The following is a 15,082-nucleotide window of genomic DNA, read 5'->3' on the forward strand; positions in this document are numbered from 1 at the left end:
GCGAGGCCCGAATGGACTTCATGAAAATCCTGCGGAGCTTCGAAGAGTTCATCTTCGAGGCCGCCAGCTGGCTGCTCTTCTATCCGCTGACCATGTGGCGGATCATCCGGCGACCGCTGGCCACCATGGACTATTCCGACCGGGAGCAGGCCGAGGCCGAGGAGCGGCGCTATGACGATACGCTCAGCCCGCCTCTGGTGCTGCTGGCGACCATCGTCCTGTGGAATCTGATCGCCGTCGCTGCCCATGTGCCCGAGCTTGAAGCGACGTCGAACGTGACGCGGACCATCACCGCCTCGGCGCAGAACCTCATCCTTTTCCGGTCCCTGATGTTCAGCCTGATCCCACTGATTTCGGCGGCCAGCCTGCTGCATCGCCAGGGCAAGAAGCTCAGCCGCGAGAGCCTGCGCGCGCCCTTCTACGCCCAGTGCTATCTGGCGGCGCCGTGCGTGGCCTTCACTTCCTTCGGCGGCATCATCCTGCAGCGGCCGGACATCCCCAACCTGCTCGGCGTGATCGCGACCCTGGCCGGGGCCGCCTGGTTCATGGTCATCCAGACCATCTGGTTCCGGCACAAGCTGTCGACCTCCTATCTGAAGGCCGCCGCCATCGCCCTGTGGGCCGTCTTCAGGGCGACCGCGATCCTGCTGGTGGTCGCGCTGGTGGTCGCCCTGTTCTGACGGCTCAGCCCGCCGTCCTGTGCGTCTCCAGATAGCGGATCAGCCGGCTCATGTTGTTGATGTAGGTCCCGGTCGAGATGCCCATCGGGCCCGAGGGCTCGGTGAAGGGGGAGGTGTCCCAGTCGTCGCCGACCTGGCCGCGGTCGACGAAGCCCGGCGGCGGGCTGGCCGGGCCGTCGCCCTGATACGGATGGCTGGTGGTGCGCAGCTCCAGCGGCCAGTAGCCCTCGGCGTTCAGCTCTCCGACCAGCAGGGTGGCGTCGTCCGCCGCCTGCCGCGTCTCGGTGACGTTCAGATCCGAGCCGCCGACGTCGTGGGTGAGCATATAGCGCGGCAGCAGCGACGGGCCGCGTCCCAGCAAGGCCGAATCCCGCGTCGCCTGTTCGGGCGTCATCGCCGCCACCCGCTCATAGCGCTGGCGCAGGGCCGCGACGTTGATGTGCTTCTCGGGCTGGGTGTGTTCGGTGTCGAAGTCCGACCAGTATTCGCCGTTCTGGGCGTTGGAGCCGCGCCGGTGCGTGCCGATCAGACGGCCCGTGCCCGGTTCGTAGTTTCGATGGAAGTTGCGGCCGTCGGCGGCGCGCTTCTCGGGCGGCAGCTCCACGCTGGCGATCCAGTCGATGGCCTCCGGAACCCGGGCCAGATACTTCCGCTCTCCGGTCAGCCGGTAGTAGTCGAGCAGCTGATCCACCGCCGCCGCAGTGCCGTGCGGGGTGATCGAGGCGGGCTCATAGGTCCGCGCCGTGGCGGGCTTGAGGTCCGGCGTATACTGCATGGCCCAGCCTGGCGTCGGCTGCGGCTGCTGCAGGGCGATGATCAGCTCCATCGCCTTGATCAGGGGCGCGCGCACCCGCTCGTCCTTGAGCTGCTGCAGAACCACCAGCAGGAAGCTGATGTTCTCCTCCGCCACCTCGTCGTTCAGGGTGATGTAGCCGGTGTAGTCGGGCCGGCCGTGGTTCGAGAACTGGCCCATCCGCGGATAGCGCTGCGGCCAGCCGCCGTTCGGATACTGGCTGTCCAGGACGAAGCCGACCGCCCGGTCGACAGCGGCTCGGTACTTCGGATCGCCCTTCTCCATATGCAGGCGCAGCAGGAAGCGGCCGCACTCGACCGTGGCGTGGTCGTCGAAGGTGGCGTTGCCGTAGTAGTGCTGGAATTCTTCAAGCCGCCACCCGTTCTTGCCGATGGTCTCGTACCAGCGCTTCAGCGAGTCCTCGCCGGCGAAGTCGATGATGTAGTTCCAGCCGCCGGCCGGATGCTGGCCCGCGATCAGGGCGTCGGCGGCCGCTTCGGCGGCCCGGTAATACTGCTCGTCGCCCGTCGCGTGGTAGGCGTCGAGGAAGATCTGGCCCATCTCCGGCGTGCCCGGGGCCTGGGTCCAGATCATGGTCGGATACGCCTCCATCTCGCCCCAGCGGCGCGAGCCGTCAGCCAGATAGGACCAGACATAGCCGCCGTGGACCGCGACCTTGTCGGTCATGAAGGCGGTGGCGCGGCTCATGGCTGCCTTCACCGTCTCAGGGGTGGCGCCCTCGGCGAAGGCGAGAGTGGGAACGAGATTGGCGGCGACGGGCAGGGCGGCCGCGCTCAGCAGCCACCGACGACGGGTCAGCATGGGTCTTCCTCCGGGACGCCGCGGGTTGGACGGAGCGTCGTCCCGGGGCCGATCTCTTGGGAGGATTTGTATGACTAATTCAGCCCGCCCGACAAGATGTCCAGCGGTGTCATTTCCCAGGCTCCAGCACCACGTCCCCGGTCCGCCGCAGCTTGCCCCAGGCCTGGCCGAGGCCGGTCAGGGCCCGTTCCAGCGCCCGCCAGACGACCACGTACATGATCTGGCGATAGACCAGACGCTGGGTCGGCAGCAGCCACAGGTCGCGCCGGTTCTCCCGATCGAAGCCATAGGCGATCCAGCTTGCCGCCAGCTCCAGCACGGTGAAGGCGGCATAGACGGTCAGGGTCAGCCACAGGGTGGTGTCCGGGCTGGCGCTGATGTCGGCGTGCTGCGAGGCGGCCCACCACGACAGCAGGCGGATCACCAGGGCGATCAGCAGCTGCAGGTCGATCAGGGGCGCCAGCACCTGGCCCGCGATCTGGAACAGCCAAAGGCTAGGCAGGGCGAGGCCGCCGAACCAGCCGTGCTTGCCGACCGACCGGCGGTGCTTCCACAGGCACTGGAGCGTGCCGAAGCTCCAGCGGAAGCGCTGCTTGAGCAGGCCGCGGAGAGTGTCCGGCGCCTCGGTGAAGGCCAGGGCCTCGGGCTCGTTGGCGATGACCCAGCCGGCCTCGCGCACCCGCCAGGTCAGGTCCATGTCCTCGGCCAGGGTGTCGGAGCGATAGCCGCCCACGGCGCGCAGCACCTCGGTCCGCCAGCCGCCGATGGCGCCGGGCACGACCGTGACGGCGTTCAGACGGGCCAGGGCGCGGCGGTCCACGTTCTGGCTGGTGATATACTCCAGCGCCTGCCAGCGGGTGACGATGTTGCGGCGGTTGCCGACCTTGACGTTGCCGGCGACGGCGCCGACGCGGGGGTCGGCGAACCAGGCGGCCAGCTTCGCCAGCGCGTCGGGCGACAGCTGGGTGTCGGCGTCGACCCCTACCACGATGGGCGCCGTCGCCTCGGCGAGGGCCACGTTCAGGGCCGAGGCCTTGCCGCCGTTGGGCTTGCGCCGCAGCAGGACGCGCGGATCCTGACCGAAGGCCGCCTTGACCGCGTCGAAGGTGCCGTCGGTCGAGCCGTCGTCGATGACCAGCACCCGAACGTCGACGTCGCGGCTGGTCAGCAGACTGTCGATGGTGCGGTTGATGACCTCGACCTCGTTATAGGCCGCGACCATGACGTCGAGCTTCGGCAGGGGCGCACCCTCGGGCGAGGGCAGGGGCCGCGCCCTCTTGCCCGATGCCAGCCCCAGCATCAGCACGATCCGGCACAGGCCGAGGCCGATGGCCAGGCTGAAGCCCCAGAACAGGATGACGCCCAGCAGGTGGGTGAAGCCGAAGGCCGCCTGATCCGCCGCGATCAGCGACTGCTCGTCCTTCGGCAGGGCGGGCATGGTCTGGTCCGGCGTCTGGCCGACCAGACCGCCGATGGTGGTCAGCGTGTAGCCGCGCGCCCGCAGCCCATCGATGATAGCGGGCAGGGCGGCCACGGTCGCCGACCGGTCGCCCCCGGCGTCGTGCAGCAGGATGGCGTGGCCCTTGTCGGCCTGCGACAGGACCGAGGCGACGATCTCCTGCGGCGTCAACCGGTGCGTCCCGCCGCCTGCATTGGCCCGGGTCAGGTCCCAGTCGTTGGGGTCGATCGACTCGCCCGCGGTCGAATAGCCGAGGCGCGAGGCCACGGCGATCGGCGCGATCTCGCCGTAGGAGTCGGGCTCGGAGTCGGCGTTGTAGGGCGGGCGGAACAGGGTGATCTGGCGGCCGGTCAGGCTCTCCAGCGCCCGGTCCGCAGCGGTCAGCTCCAGCTCCACCCGCTCGTCCCCGACATGAGCCATGTTGGGGTGGGTGAAGGAGTGATTGCCGATCTCATGGCCCTCGGCCTGGACGCGGCGGACCAGATCGGGATGGCCCACGGCCTCGTCGCCGATCATGAAGAAGGTGGCCTTGGCCCCCTTGGCCTTGAGGATGTCGAGGATCTTCGGCGTCCACTCCGGATCGGGACCGTCATCGAAGGTCAGGGCCAGGACGTGGTCGGGGGCGCCGCGACGGCGGATGGTCCAGGCCGAGGGCCAGGCGCTCCAGCTCTCGTCGGTGATCAGCCCGCTCGAGGGATCGCGCTCCAGCGTCCGCTGTCCGGCCCGGGGCTCATGGGTGACGGTCAGCAGCTCGCCCTCGCCGGTGAAGGCGATGGCCTGGGCCAGGGTGACGGTCCGCATAGCCGTATCGGCCTGCGGGGCCGGGACCGCGTGCTTGCCGAACACCTTCCAGCTGGTCGGATCCTCTTCACCCAGCGCCCACAGGGAGGCGCCGCGCAGGCCGCGTCCGTGCGCCATGGTCATGGCGTTGGCCACCGAGGCCGCGTCCTGGAACCAGACCTCGTGCATCCGGCCCTGATCGTCGCGGTAGCTGAAGGTCGGCTGCAGGGCGACAGGGTCGAAGTCGATGACGTCGCCCGGGGCGTCTTCGGGGCGATAGCCTTGTGCGGTGGTCAGGGCGGCGGTGTTGGTGATCGAATCGGCCGCCTCGGTCCCGACCTTCCAGTCGTAGCCATAGACCCCGACGCCGAGGATCAGCTTGCCGGCCGGGACCAGCCGGGTGAAGCGGTCCAGCGACCGGTTGACGAAGCCGGCCGAGGAGATGGGGCCGGGGACGCTGGTCTCGCCGTGCTCGTCATAGGCCATGACCGCCGCGTAATCGACGGCCGAGGCCAGGGTCCGGATGTCGGCGTCGGACAGGCTGACCTCGAGCGCGATCGACAGCTCCTTGTCCTGGCCCTGCAGGCGGGCGTGCAGCCGGTTCAGCCAGGGGGTGACGCGGCGGATCTGCTCGGGCGTCAGCTGTTCAAAGTCGATCTGGAGGCCGGCGAAGTCGTGCTGATCCACAAAGCCGACCAGTTGGTTGAGCACCGACTCGGCGTTGGGGCCGTCCAGCATCCGGTCGATGCGGTGCGGATCGAACAGGCCCTCGGTGGCGTTGCCGACGACGGGGACGATGCGCACCCCATTGGCCCGCGCCGCCTGAACCAGAGGGGCGGTGGTCGGGTTCCTGGCGGGGTCGTAGTCCTTCGTCAGCACGCCCGAGCCGTCAGGGCTCAGCTCCAGCCAGGTCGGGTAAACATGGGTCAGGTCGGCGGCGTGATGGCGGAAGCTGTCCAGCGCCCCGTCCTCCCAGGGCGCGAACCAAGCGCCGGCGATGGTCCCGGCGGCGGCCACCGGCTTCGCCCGGTTCCGGCGGTCGTCGAGGGCGATCCGGTGCAGAAGGGCGGTCCCGGCGTGGCGGCCGCCGTGCTTCACATGGCCGGAGTAGGCGGGACTCGAGACCGCCAGATGGGTCAGGCGCGGCAGGATCACCAGACTGGCGACGAAGCTGGCGAGGACGACGGCCGCGACCGCCGCCACCACGATGGCCGCCCAGCGCAGCCGCCGCGCGCGCCGCCCCGTGGCGTCGAGGAAGATCGGCTTGCCGCCCCCACCGCCGCCATGGCCGTGACCGTGAGGGGAGGGCGAGGCGTCGGGGGCGTCGGTCATGGATATCGGCGATCGGTGCGGGAAGTCGCGTCTGGCGCTGTGATCCCGATCCTTGTCAGAACGGCGCCCGAACCCGGACATTCCTACGGCCAAGGTCCCGGGGCCACATGTCTTTGGTGAGAGCGCTGTTCGGCAACCCTTGCGGGTGGGCGGCGTTGGTCAGGGGTAGCGTCGGAGAGCCCTCATGCAGACCTTCATCGTCGGACTGGGCATTCTGATCCTGGTTGGGGTCCTGTTCAGCATGGCCTTCAATCCCGGGCGGATCGGCCCGACCCGCTTCACCGATGCGGACGCCGACGGGGAGCCCGATGAGACGCCCGAGGAGAAGCGGCGCGGTCTGGAAGGCCAGTAGGCGTCAGCCGCAGAAGGTGAAGAAGCGCTCGATGTCCGGGGCGGAGGCCGGGTGCGGGACATAGGTCTCGCGGTGAGAACCCTGCCACTGGGCCAGCCAGCCGACGCGGCGGAAGCGCTGGAACACCGGGGCTGAGGTCGCGGCCTCGGCGGTCAGGAAGTCGCCGTCGGTCACCACGGCGGGCTCGCCTTCGGCGTGGAAGCGCTCGGTCTCGCCGCCCGACTCCAGGTGGATCTCGCGCACCCCGTGCGCCGCGCTGGTGGTGATCTCGAGCCGACCCGCGCCCTTCTGGCAGGCGAGGCCGAGGCGCAGGTCGTCGCTCTCATCGACGCCATACAGCAGCGAGGCCTCGCCCGCGTCCGGATGATAGAACCAGTCCATCCCCGCCACCGGCCGGGGCGATCCGCTGGAGGCGCCCGAAACCGGCGCACCCTCGCGCGTGGTCGAACAGGCGGCGGCCAGGGCAGCGAGGCTGGCGATCAGTACGACTCGGGCAGGGTTCACGCGGCGATCCTTGAGGCTCATCCGCTGCAAAGGTCCGCGAAGCGGCGCAGCTTGGCAAGGTGGGCGGCTTCGATGTCGACGTCCTGATGCTGGTCGCCGACCGCGACGGACAGGTCGCCGGAGGCCACGAACTGGCCGAAGACCGGGTGGTCGGTGCGCAGGGCCAGGCTCAGCTTTCCGCCGCGCCCGGCCTGGGCCTCGGTCTGGGCCTGTCCGGACCCGCCTCCGGAGGTGACGGTGGCGATGCCGGCGGTCAGAGGCCCGCCATAGACCGAGACCCGGGCGACGCCGGATCCCGGTGTGCATTCCAGCGTGGCCTTCAGTTGCGGCGTGTCCGGCACCTCGTTGGCCAGCACTACGGGCCCTTCGCCCTCATAGAGAGTCCAGGTCCAGGCGGCGGCCTGTGCCGTCGAGCCGGACAGCAGGGCGAACGCCAGATGCATCGCCGCTGTCAGGGCGGTCAGGGTGGTGGTCATGGCTCAGCCCCCGCTGATGTCGTGATCCCTGGAATGGTCAGGCTTGCAGATGATCAGGCCCGGGCCTGATCGCAATAGGACAGAAAGCCCGAGACGACACGGCGTTCCGCGTCGCTGGCGTGGATGCGCGCCGGACCGGCCTCGCCGACGACGGGCATGACGCCGTTGCGGGCCAGGCTCTGCAGAGCCGGGTCGGAGAGTGGCAGGCGCGCCTCGTCCTCCATCGACCCCAGCGACGCCTGGGCCAGACGGGGGGAGGCGGGCAGGACGTCGCCATAGATCGCCGCCGAACGGTCGCCGGGCGCGCAGGTGACCATCATGGCCAGCTGGTCGGAGTTCTCGACCCCATAGGCCAGCTTGGCCATCGGACCCTCATAGCTGAGGTGCCAGCCCATGATCGGCTGGGCCATGGCGGCCGCCGCGGCGGGTTCGGCTTCGGACGACCAGTCCTGGGTCTTGGCCGCAAAGGCGACCAGACCGAGGGCGGCGACAGCAGGGACAAGGACCTTGAACATCATCAAACTCGCATTCGCAGGACCAACGCGAGAGCTACGCGGCGGTTCACGGTCGAGCTTCACAGGCGTTAACGATTGTTCGTCCTGTGATGAATTTAACGCGTGTTCGGCGAACCCGGTCGGTTGAATGTCAGGCGGTCTTGCGGACCTTGGCGGGCTTGGCCGTGGCCTCCGCCGTCAGGGCGGCGACGCGGGCCTTGCGGCGGGTCTCGTGGCGGTCGAGGACCTCCTTGAGATACTTGCCGGTCCAGCTGCGCTCGTTGCGGGCGACTTCCTCGGGCGTGCCGACCGCGACGATCTCGCCGCCGCCGTCGCCGCCTTCGGGACCGAAGTCGAGCAGGTAGTCGGCGACCTTGATGACATCCAGATTGTGCTCGATGACCACGATGGTGTTACCGTTGTCGACCAGCTCCTGCAGCACCTCCAGCAGCTTCCTCGTGTCCTCGAAATGCAGGCCGGTGGTCGGCTCGTCGAGGATGTAGAGGGTCTTGCCGGTGGCCCGCTTCGACAGCTCCTTGGACAGCTTGACCCGCTGGGCCTCACCGCCCGAGAGGGTCGTCGCCGACTGGCCGACCTTGACGTAGTCCAGACCGACGCGGCTGAGTGTCAGCATCTTGTCGCGGATCGGCGGCACGGCCTTGAAGAACTGGCCGGCCTCTTCAACCGTCATGTCCAGAACGTCGGATATGCTCTTGCCCTTGAAGACGATTTCCAGCGTCTCGCGGTTGTAGCGCTTGCCCTTGCAGACGTCGCAGGTGACGTAGACGTCGGGCAGGAAGTGCATCTCGATCTTGATCAGGCCGTCGCCCTGACAGGCCTCGCAGCGGCCGCCCTTGACGTTGAAGCTGAACCGGCCGGGACCGTAGCCGCGCGCCTTGGACTCCGGCAGGCCGGCGTACCAGTCGCGGATGGGGCCGAAGGCGCCGGTGTAGGTCGCCGGGTTCGAGCGCGGGGTGCGGCCGATCGGCGACTGGTCGATGTCGATGACCTTGTCGAAATTCTCCAGCCCCTCGATGCGGTCATGGGGGGCGGGGGCGTCCGAGGCCTGATGCAGGCGACGCGCGGCGGCCTTGTAGAGGGTCTCGATGGTGAAGGTCGACTTGCCGCCGCCCGACACCCCGGTCACGCAGGTGAACAGGCCGACGGGGATCTCGCCGGTCACGGCCTTGAGGTTGTTGCCGGTCGCGCCCGAGATCCTGAGCATCTTCTTGCGGTTGACCGGACGGCGGCCCTCGGGCGGCAGTTCGATCTCGCGTTCGCCGGTCAGGTATTTGCCGGTCAGGGACTTGGGATTGGCCATGACCTCGGCGGGCGTCCCCTCGGCGCAGATCTCGCCGCCGTGGACCCCGGCGGCCGGACCCATGTCGATGACATAGTCGGCCGTCATGATCGCCTCCTCGTCATGCTCGACGACGAGGACCGAGTTGCCGAGGTCGCGCAGACCCATGAGGCTTTCCAGCAGTCGGGTGTTGTCGCGCTGGTGCAGGCCGATGGACGGCTCGTCGAGGACGTAGAGGACGCCGGTCAGGCCCGAGCCGATCTGGCTGGCCAGACGGATACGCTGGCTCTCGCCGCCCGACAGGGTGCCCGAGGAGCGCGAGAGCGACAGATAGTCGAGGCCGACGTTGTTCAGGAACCGCAGCCGGTCGCCGATCTCCTTCAGGATGCGACGGCCGATCTCCATCTGCTTTTCGGTCAGGGCCTCCGGCAGGGCCTGGACCCAGTCAAAGGCCTTTTTGATCGACAGGGTGGAGATGTCGGCGATGTCGGAGCCGTCGATCTTGACCGCCAGGGCCTCGGGCTTGAGGCGTTTGCCGTGGCAGGCGTCGCAGGGCGTCTCGGACTGGAACCGGCCCAGCTCCTCGCGGACCCAGGCGCTGTCGGTCTCGCGCCAGCGGCGTTCGAGGTTGGGCAGGACCCCCTCAAAGGTCTTCACCGTCTCATACTTCCGGGCGTTGTCGTCATAGACGAACTTGATCTTGTCGCCGCCCGAGCCGTTCAGGATGACGCCTTGCGCCTTGGCCGGCAGTTCGCGCCAGGGCTTGTCCATCGAGAAGCCGTAGTGGAGCGCCAGGGCCTGCAGGGTCTGGGTGTAAAGGGGCGAGGGGCCGCGCGACCAGGGGGCGACGGCGCCGGCGTGGAGGGTCTTGTCGCGGTCCGGGATCACCAGATCGGCGTCGAAGGCCAGTTTGACGCCCAGGCCGTCGCAGACCGGACAGGCGCCGAACGGGTTGTTGAACGAGAACAGCCGGGGCTCGATCTCACTGATCGTGAAGCCCGAGACGGGGCAGGCGAACTTCTCGGAGAAGGTGATGCGACGGGGCTCCTGGCCTTCCTCCGCATTGGCCCATTCCGCCACGGCGATGCCGTCGGCGAGGCCGAGCGCGGTCTGGATCGAGTCAGCGTAGCGGCCCTCGAGGCCTGCCTTGGTGACGATCCGGTCCACGACGATGTCGATGTCGTGCTTGAACTTCTTGTCGAGGGTCGGCGCGTCCTCGATGGCGTAGAACTGGCCGTCGATCTTGAGCCGCTGGTAGCCCGAGCGTTGCCACTCGGCGATCTCCTTCCTGTACTCGCCCTTGCGGCCGCGAACGACCGGGGCCAGCAGCAGCAGGCGCTCGCCGTCCGGCAGGGCCGTCAGCTTGTCGACCATCTGGGAGACGGTCTGGCTCTCGATCGGCAGGCCGGTGGCGGGCGAATAGGGCACGCCGACGCGCGCCCAGAGCAGACGCATATAGTCGTGAATCTCGGTCACCGTGCCGACGGTCGAGCGCGGGTTCTTGGACGTCGTCTTCTGTTCGATGGAAATCGCCGGCGACAGGCCCTCGATCAGGTCGACGTCCGGCTTGCCCATCAGCTCCAGGAACTGGCGGGCGTAGGCGCTGAGGCTCTCGACATAGCGGCGCTGGCCCTCGGCATAGATGGTGTCGAAGGCGAGCGAGGATTTGCCCGACCCCGACAGGCCGGTCATCACGACCAGCTTCTCGCGCGGGATGTCGACATCCACGCCCTTGAGATTGTGCTCGCGGGCGCCACGCACGCGGATGAAGTTGTGCTTTTCGGTCATGTGTCCGGGGAAACGCGGGAGGGCCGGACAAGGTCCGGTGCAACGGGAGTATATGGGGACTGATCCGGGGGTTTCAGCAAGAACAATATGGGAACATTGCGGCTCCTGACAAGCCGGGGTATCGTCCGGCATGGCCGACGGTGTCGATATTCATTTGAGCGCTGACCTGGCGAAGCGGCTGGAGGCTGTCGCTGACCGCTCGGGTTTGTCGGTCGAGCAACTGGCGTTGCAGGTTCTGGATCAGGTTGCAGACGACGACTGGGCCGAGGATTTCAGACGGCTGGACGAATATGAGCGGACCGGGGTGTCGATCTCGAAAGACGAGTGGATGGCCGGGCTGCGCGAGGCCGTGGCGGAGTTCCAGCGCAAGTGAGTCTGTCCGTCTCGTTCACGCCGGCGTCGCTGGCGGATCAGAGGCGACTGGCCCGGTTCATCGCGATCCATAGCCCGGCGGCGGCGCTCCGAATGATCGAGGTTCTGGACAAGGCCTTCGACCATCTGGCGGACTTCCCGCTGAGCGGCGCGCCGGCGCCACGGGGGACCCGGGTCTATGTCTTGCGGTTCGGGCAGGCCGGATATGCCATCCGCTACCGACCGTATGAAGACGCCGTGGTCATCCTCCGCATCTTCCACACCCGCGAAGATCGCTGACCGCCCCACACGTATCCGCGGGAGAGCGGAGCGCATTGCCGCCCGGCCATTCCGCCGCCTAGGGTTGCGCGAACGAGGGGGAGAGTCGGCTTGGAAGTCAGTGGGGCCTTCGTGCGGCTGGAGACCGCGCGATACGGCAGGATCATGTATCACCGGATGGGCGGCTGCCGGTTCTGCGGCCTGCTGCCCTGGCTGGGACCGGTGGTCGGGATCGCCATCCCGATTGTGGCCTTCCGGCTGGCGGGCGCGGTGTGGGCCGGCGAGAACTTCGGCTTCTCCCTGCTGGCCGGCGGCCTGATCGGCTGGATGATCGGCCTGCGCCTGTGCCAGACTCTGTCGGCCGCGACCTACAACCGCGTGCTGGATGCGGGTGGGACGCCGCGTGAGAACGCGTTTCGCGCCATCCTGTCGCCCGAGGGCCTGACCCTGAAGGGCGAACGCCAGAGCTACTTCGGCGCCTGGGGCTCGGTGTCCGAGCTGATGCTGATCGAGGCCTACTGGACCTTCGTCTGCGACGGGACGGGGCTGTTCGTGCCGCGACGGTTCTTCGCCTCGCCGGAACAGGAACAGGCCTTCCTGGCCGAGGCCCTGTCCTGCATGACCGAACGGGCGCGCGGGCGGTCGTCGGACGCGGCCGATGTGGCGGCCGGTCGGCCCCCGCGTGGAGCCTGGCGACGCTGAGGGCGTGCGCGGCCGATTGGCGAGCGGCGAGGCTTCTGCCAAGCTGGAGCCTCAAGGGGGAATGCAGCATGTCCATGTTCCGATCGGCGGCCGTCGCCGTCTGCGCCGCCATGGCGCTTTCAGCCTGTGGCGTGGCCACGGCCATGAAGGGCAACCCCGAGCGGGACGCCGAGACCGACGCCCTGCTGGCCGATATCGGCGCCGAGCGGGCCGACGTCATCATGGGCAAGATGTCGAAGGAGAACTCGCCCGCCCAGGTTCGCGCCCAACTGCCTTTCCTCAAGACCCTGGTGCCCGAGGGGCCCGTGCCCGCCGGGACGACCAACGGCTGGCGCGCCAACAGCGGCACAGCCGGTTCGACCTATGAGGTGAGCCGTGTCTATGAGTATCCGGACCGGACCTTGACCATGGACGTCATCTTCAAGAAGCAGGACGAGGCCTGGAAGGTGCTGAGGTTCAACCTCAATGTGAGCCTCAAGGGCGATACGGTCGCTCCCGTCGCCAAGCCGTCCGAGGGAGCCCCCGGCAAGGAGGGCGAGCCGGTGATCATCCCCGTCGAGCCCGAACCGCGTCCCGCGGCCCAAGGCCACGCCGCCTGATCAGGTCGGCGCGGTCGCCGACAGGAAGGTCCCGACGTTCAGGGTGATGGTGCAGCGGTAGTCGCCGGCGCCGTCGGTGGAGCAGTCGTCCAGGCCGTAGGGGTTGCGCTCGATCTTCTGGGTGTAGCGCCAGGTGCGGCCCTCGGCGACGACCTCCGAGCCGCCGCCGGTCGAGGCCCAAGCCGCCAGGCCGTCGTAGAAGGCCCGGGCCGGGGCGCCCGTGCAGGTCAGGCGCAACAGATCGACGCCCGGCTCCTTCTCATAGGTCCCGGCGGCGGCCGAGGCGGCGAGGCAGTCGGCGTACAGTTTCGCCTGGGGCGGGGCCGGCTCGCCCGGCGTGCGGATCACCGTCGGCGGGCCTGCGGGCGCATCGTCTTCGCCGCCGATCGTGATGCAGCCGCTCGTGGTCAGACCGACGGCGAGGCAGGCGGTGAGGGTCATCAGGCGCATGGCGAAGTCTCCTTACGGCCCAGCCTGTCACAGAGCCGTGTTCGCCGCCAGCCGGGCGCCGCACTTGCGCAAAGGCCCGGGACGCGCCATCCTTCCTGTCTGAGTTCGTTCAGGAGGCCCGACCGTCATGATCATCGCTTTGGAAATCGGCACCGCCCTTTCCCTCGTCGCCATGATCGCGGTCTATGTCTCGAACCTCCCCAAGCCCAAGCGCGTGCCCGTCCGGGTTCGCAACCGCGGACCGCATCAGCGCTGATACGCCTGACGGCCGCCGTCTCTTCGACAATCTGAGCCTCACCTTCGGGCGTGAGCGCACCGGTCTGGTGGGCCGCAACGGCGTGGGCAAGTCCACCCTGTTGCGCATCCTCGCCGGCGAGCAGCCGCCGTCCGGCGGGACGCTGGCGCGCGCCGGTACGGTCGGGATGTTGGACCAGCGACATGAGCCGGGGCCGGAGGAGCGCGTGGCGGAGACGCTGGGCGTCGGCGAAGGCGTGGCCGTGCTGGAGCGGGTTCTGGCGGGAAAGGGGACCGAAGCGGATCTGGCCGAGGCCGACTGGACCTTGAGCGAGCGGATCGAGGACGCCCTGGCCGATGTGGGTCTGACCGGGTTGGCGCTGGATCGGCTGTCGGCGGGCGTGAGCGGCGGGGAGCTGACGCGGCTGAGGCTGGCGGGGCTGCTGATCGCCCGGCCGGACCTGCTGCTGCTCGACGAGCCGACCAACCATCTGGATGCGGACGCCCGCAGGATCGTCGCCGAGGTGCTGGGGCGCTGGAAGGGCGGGGCGGTGGTCGTCAGCCACGACCGCGATCTGCTGCGCCGCATGGACAGGATCGTGGAGCTTTCGAGCCTCGGCGCGGCCGTCTACGGCGGGAACTACGACCTCTACGCCGAGCGGAAGGCAGCGGAGCGGGCGGCGGCGGCGCGGGACCTGGCCTCGGCCGAGCGCGACGTCGACCGGGCCGCGCGCGAGGGGCAGAAGGCGGCGGAGAAGAAGGCGCGACGCGACCGGGCGGGGCGAGCCTATGCCGCCAGCGGCTCGGCGCCGAAGATCGTTCTGGGCATGATGGCCGAGCGGGCCGAGGTCTCCGGGGCGCGTGAAGGGCAGTTGGCCGAACGCCGGGCCGAGGCGGCGGAGACGGCCCGGGACGAAGCCCGGGCGCGGGTCGAGCGAGTGCGTGAGCTGTCCATCCCCCTGCCGCCGACCGGACTGGCGGCGGGCCGGACGGTGCTGGCGATGACCGGGGCGACGTGGGACACGCCGGACGGAGGACGCATCGTCGGGCCGGTGGATTTGAGCCTGATCGGGCCGCGCCGGGTGGCGATCACCGGGCCGAACGGGGCGGGCAAGACCACCCTGCTGAAGCTGGCGGCGGGCCTGCTCAAGCCGACAGTGGGGACGGTCGAGCGGCCGGTCCGCGCGGCCCTGCTGGATCAGGAGACCAGTCTGCTGCGGCCCGACGAGACGGTGGTCGAGGCCTTCCTGAGGCTCAACCCCGGGGCGACGCCGAATGTCGCGCGGGCGGCCCTGGCGCGGTTCCTGTTCCGCAACACGGCGGGCGACCGCGTGGTCGGGACCCTGTCGGGCGGGGAACGGCTGAGGGCGGGGCTGGCCTGTGTGATGGGTGGCGAGCAGCCCAGTCAACTGTTGATTCTCGACGAGCCGACCAACCATCTGGACCTCGACGCGGTCACGGCGGTGGAGGCGGCGCTCGCGGCCTGGGACGGCGCCCTGCTGGTCGTCAGCCACGACCCGGCCTTCCTGGAGGCGATCGGGGTGGAGGAGACGGTGCATCTCGCGGCCCGTTAGGGAGCCGGAAAAAAGTTTTGCACCCGAGTGCAAAAAAGAATGTTATACCTCAGATGTTTATCATACTGATTTGATTTATCTCGATTTCCTTGATCTGGAATCTTCAGGCGGGC

Annotated in this window: 15 protein-coding genes; 8 read left to right on the forward strand and 7 right to left on the reverse strand. The window is 68.8% G+C overall.

All coding sequences use genetic code 11. The annotated features are described in order from the left end of the window. Window positions 1-20: 20 nt before the first annotated feature. A complete protein-coding gene (locus tag AC1ROD_RS15450) occupies window positions 21-680 on the forward strand; it encodes a hypothetical protein (RefSeq protein WP_492949159.1) in 660 nt (219 codons plus the stop codon). A gap of 4 nt (window positions 681-684) precedes the next feature. Here the strand turns inward: AC1ROD_RS15450 and AC1ROD_RS15455 are convergent, their stop codons facing one another. Together AC1ROD_RS15455 and AC1ROD_RS15460 are read right to left on the reverse strand one after the other, a co-directional pair. Then, complete coding sequence (locus AC1ROD_RS15455) at window positions 685-2,295, reverse strand: pectate lyase (protein WP_492949160.1); 1,611 nt, start codon at window positions 2,293-2,295, stop codon at window positions 685-687. A 109-nt stretch (window positions 2,296-2,404) separates the two neighbouring features. Then, window positions 2,405-5,866 (reverse strand): trifunctional glycoside hydrolase family 18/polysaccharide deacetylase/glycosyltransferase family 2 protein, encoded by a 3,462-nt coding sequence (locus tag AC1ROD_RS15460; RefSeq protein ID WP_492949161.1) that lies wholly within the window; start codon window positions 5,864-5,866, stop codon window positions 2,405-2,407. A gap of 184 nt (window positions 5,867-6,050) precedes the next feature. On the opposite strand from AC1ROD_RS15460, the gene AC1ROD_RS15465 reads away from it, so the two are divergent. Further along, window positions 6,051-6,218, forward strand: coding sequence for a hypothetical protein (locus tag AC1ROD_RS15465; RefSeq protein WP_492949162.1), 168 nt, complete (start codon window positions 6,051-6,053; stop codon window positions 6,216-6,218). Between the two features lie 3 nt (window positions 6,219-6,221). Here the strand turns inward: AC1ROD_RS15465 and AC1ROD_RS15470 are convergent, their stop codons facing one another. The 4 genes from AC1ROD_RS15470 to uvrA all read right to left on the reverse strand — a co-directional run bounded on the left by AC1ROD_RS15470 (window position 6,222) and on the right by uvrA (window position 10,780). Next, on the reverse strand, window positions 6,222-6,722 hold the full coding sequence (locus tag AC1ROD_RS15470) for a hypothetical protein (protein WP_492949163.1): 501 nt from the start codon (window positions 6,720-6,722) through the stop codon (window positions 6,222-6,224). A gap of 17 nt (window positions 6,723-6,739) precedes the next feature. Continuing rightward, entirely contained in the window at window positions 6,740-7,198 is a 459-nt protein-coding gene (locus tag AC1ROD_RS15475; RefSeq protein WP_492949164.1) for a hypothetical protein, read from the reverse strand. Between the two features lie 53 nt (window positions 7,199-7,251). Next, entirely contained in the window at window positions 7,252-7,713 is a 462-nt protein-coding gene (locus tag AC1ROD_RS15480) for a hypothetical protein (RefSeq protein WP_492949165.1), read from the reverse strand. A gap of 130 nt (window positions 7,714-7,843) precedes the next feature. Then, complete coding sequence (gene uvrA, locus AC1ROD_RS15485) at window positions 7,844-10,780, reverse strand: excinuclease ABC subunit UvrA (RefSeq protein WP_492949166.1); 2,937 nt, start codon at window positions 10,778-10,780, stop codon at window positions 7,844-7,846. Between the two features lie 130 nt (window positions 10,781-10,910). Between uvrA and AC1ROD_RS15490 the strand changes: the two genes are divergently transcribed. From AC1ROD_RS15490 to AC1ROD_RS15505, 4 genes are all read left to right on the forward strand, one after another. Then, a complete protein-coding gene (locus AC1ROD_RS15490; protein ID WP_492949167.1) occupies window positions 10,911-11,153 on the forward strand; it encodes a hypothetical protein in 243 nt (80 codons plus the stop codon). Next, a complete protein-coding gene (locus AC1ROD_RS15495; protein ID WP_492949168.1) occupies window positions 11,150-11,431 on the forward strand; it encodes a type II toxin-antitoxin system RelE/ParE family toxin in 282 nt (93 codons plus the stop codon). The genes AC1ROD_RS15490 and AC1ROD_RS15495 overlap by 4 nt, the downstream gene beginning before the upstream one ends. 90 nt (window positions 11,432-11,521) lie before the next feature. Next, window positions 11,522-12,112, forward strand: a complete 591-nt coding sequence (locus tag AC1ROD_RS15500; protein WP_492949169.1) for a hypothetical protein — start codon at window positions 11,522-11,524, stop codon at window positions 12,110-12,112. Window positions 12,113-12,180: 68 nt separating this feature from the next. Then, window positions 12,181-12,711, forward strand: coding sequence for a hypothetical protein (locus tag AC1ROD_RS15505; RefSeq protein WP_492949170.1), 531 nt, complete (start codon window positions 12,181-12,183; stop codon window positions 12,709-12,711). Here the strand turns inward: AC1ROD_RS15505 and AC1ROD_RS15510 are convergent, their stop codons facing one another. Beyond that, complete coding sequence (locus AC1ROD_RS15510) at window positions 12,712-13,161, reverse strand: hypothetical protein (RefSeq protein ID WP_492949171.1); 450 nt, start codon at window positions 13,159-13,161, stop codon at window positions 12,712-12,714. A 127-nt stretch (window positions 13,162-13,288) separates the two neighbouring features. Here AC1ROD_RS15510 and AC1ROD_RS15515 point away from each other — a divergent pair, with 127 nt between their 5' ends. Both AC1ROD_RS15515 and AC1ROD_RS15520 read left to right on the forward strand, forming a co-directional pair. After that, window positions 13,289-13,417 carry a hypothetical protein gene (locus AC1ROD_RS15515; protein ID WP_492949460.1) on the forward strand — a complete coding sequence of 43 codons (129 nt, stop codon included), beginning with the start codon at window positions 13,289-13,291 and terminating at the stop codon, window positions 13,415-13,417. 31 nt (window positions 13,418-13,448) lie between these two features. Beyond that, window positions 13,449-14,969: an ABC-F family ATP-binding cassette domain-containing protein gene (locus AC1ROD_RS15520; RefSeq protein WP_492949453.1), complete on the forward strand. Its 1,521-nt coding sequence runs from the start codon at window positions 13,449-13,451 to the stop codon at window positions 14,967-14,969. Window positions 14,970-15,082: the final 113 nt, after the last annotated feature.

The sequence above is a fragment of the Brevundimonas sp. GW821-FHT12E07 genome (assembly GCF_058807035.1).

What these genes read in the sequence shown, in the direction of transcription:
- AC1ROD_RS15475 (WP_492949164.1), bottom strand. Translation starts at nt 7,198, where the DNA reads ATGACCACCACCCTGACCGCCCTGACAGCGGCGATGCATCTGGCGTTC.
- AC1ROD_RS15455 (WP_492949160.1), bottom strand. Translation starts at nt 2,295, where the DNA reads ATGCTGACCCGTCGTCGGTGGCTGCTGAGCGCGGCCGCCCTGCCCGTC.
- uvrA (WP_492949166.1), bottom strand. Translation starts at nt 10,780, where the DNA reads ATGACCGAAAAGCACAACTTCATCCGCGTGCGTGGCGCCCGCGAGCAC.
- AC1ROD_RS15460 (WP_492949161.1), bottom strand. Translation starts at nt 5,866, where the DNA reads ATGACCGACGCCCCCGACGCCTCGCCCTCCCCTCACGGTCACGGCCAT.
- AC1ROD_RS15510 (WP_492949171.1), bottom strand. Translation starts at nt 13,161, where the DNA reads ATGCGCCTGATGACCCTCACCGCCTGCCTCGCCGTCGGTCTGACCACG.
- AC1ROD_RS15515 (WP_492949460.1), top strand. Translation starts at nt 13,289, where the DNA reads ATGATCATCGCTTTGGAAATCGGCACCGCCCTTTCCCTCGTCGCCATG.
- AC1ROD_RS15490 (WP_492949167.1), top strand. Translation starts at nt 10,911, where the DNA reads ATGGCCGACGGTGTCGATATTCATTTGAGCGCTGACCTGGCGAAGCGG.
- AC1ROD_RS15465 (WP_492949162.1), top strand. Translation starts at nt 6,051, where the DNA reads ATGCAGACCTTCATCGTCGGACTGGGCATTCTGATCCTGGTTGGGGTC.
- AC1ROD_RS15505 (WP_492949170.1), top strand. Translation starts at nt 12,181, where the DNA reads ATGTCCATGTTCCGATCGGCGGCCGTCGCCGTCTGCGCCGCCATGGCG.
- AC1ROD_RS15480 (WP_492949165.1), bottom strand. Translation starts at nt 7,713, where the DNA reads ATGTTCAAGGTCCTTGTCCCTGCTGTCGCCGCCCTCGGTCTGGTCGCC.
- AC1ROD_RS15450 (WP_492949159.1), top strand. Translation starts at nt 21, where the DNA reads ATGAAAATCCTGCGGAGCTTCGAAGAGTTCATCTTCGAGGCCGCCAGC.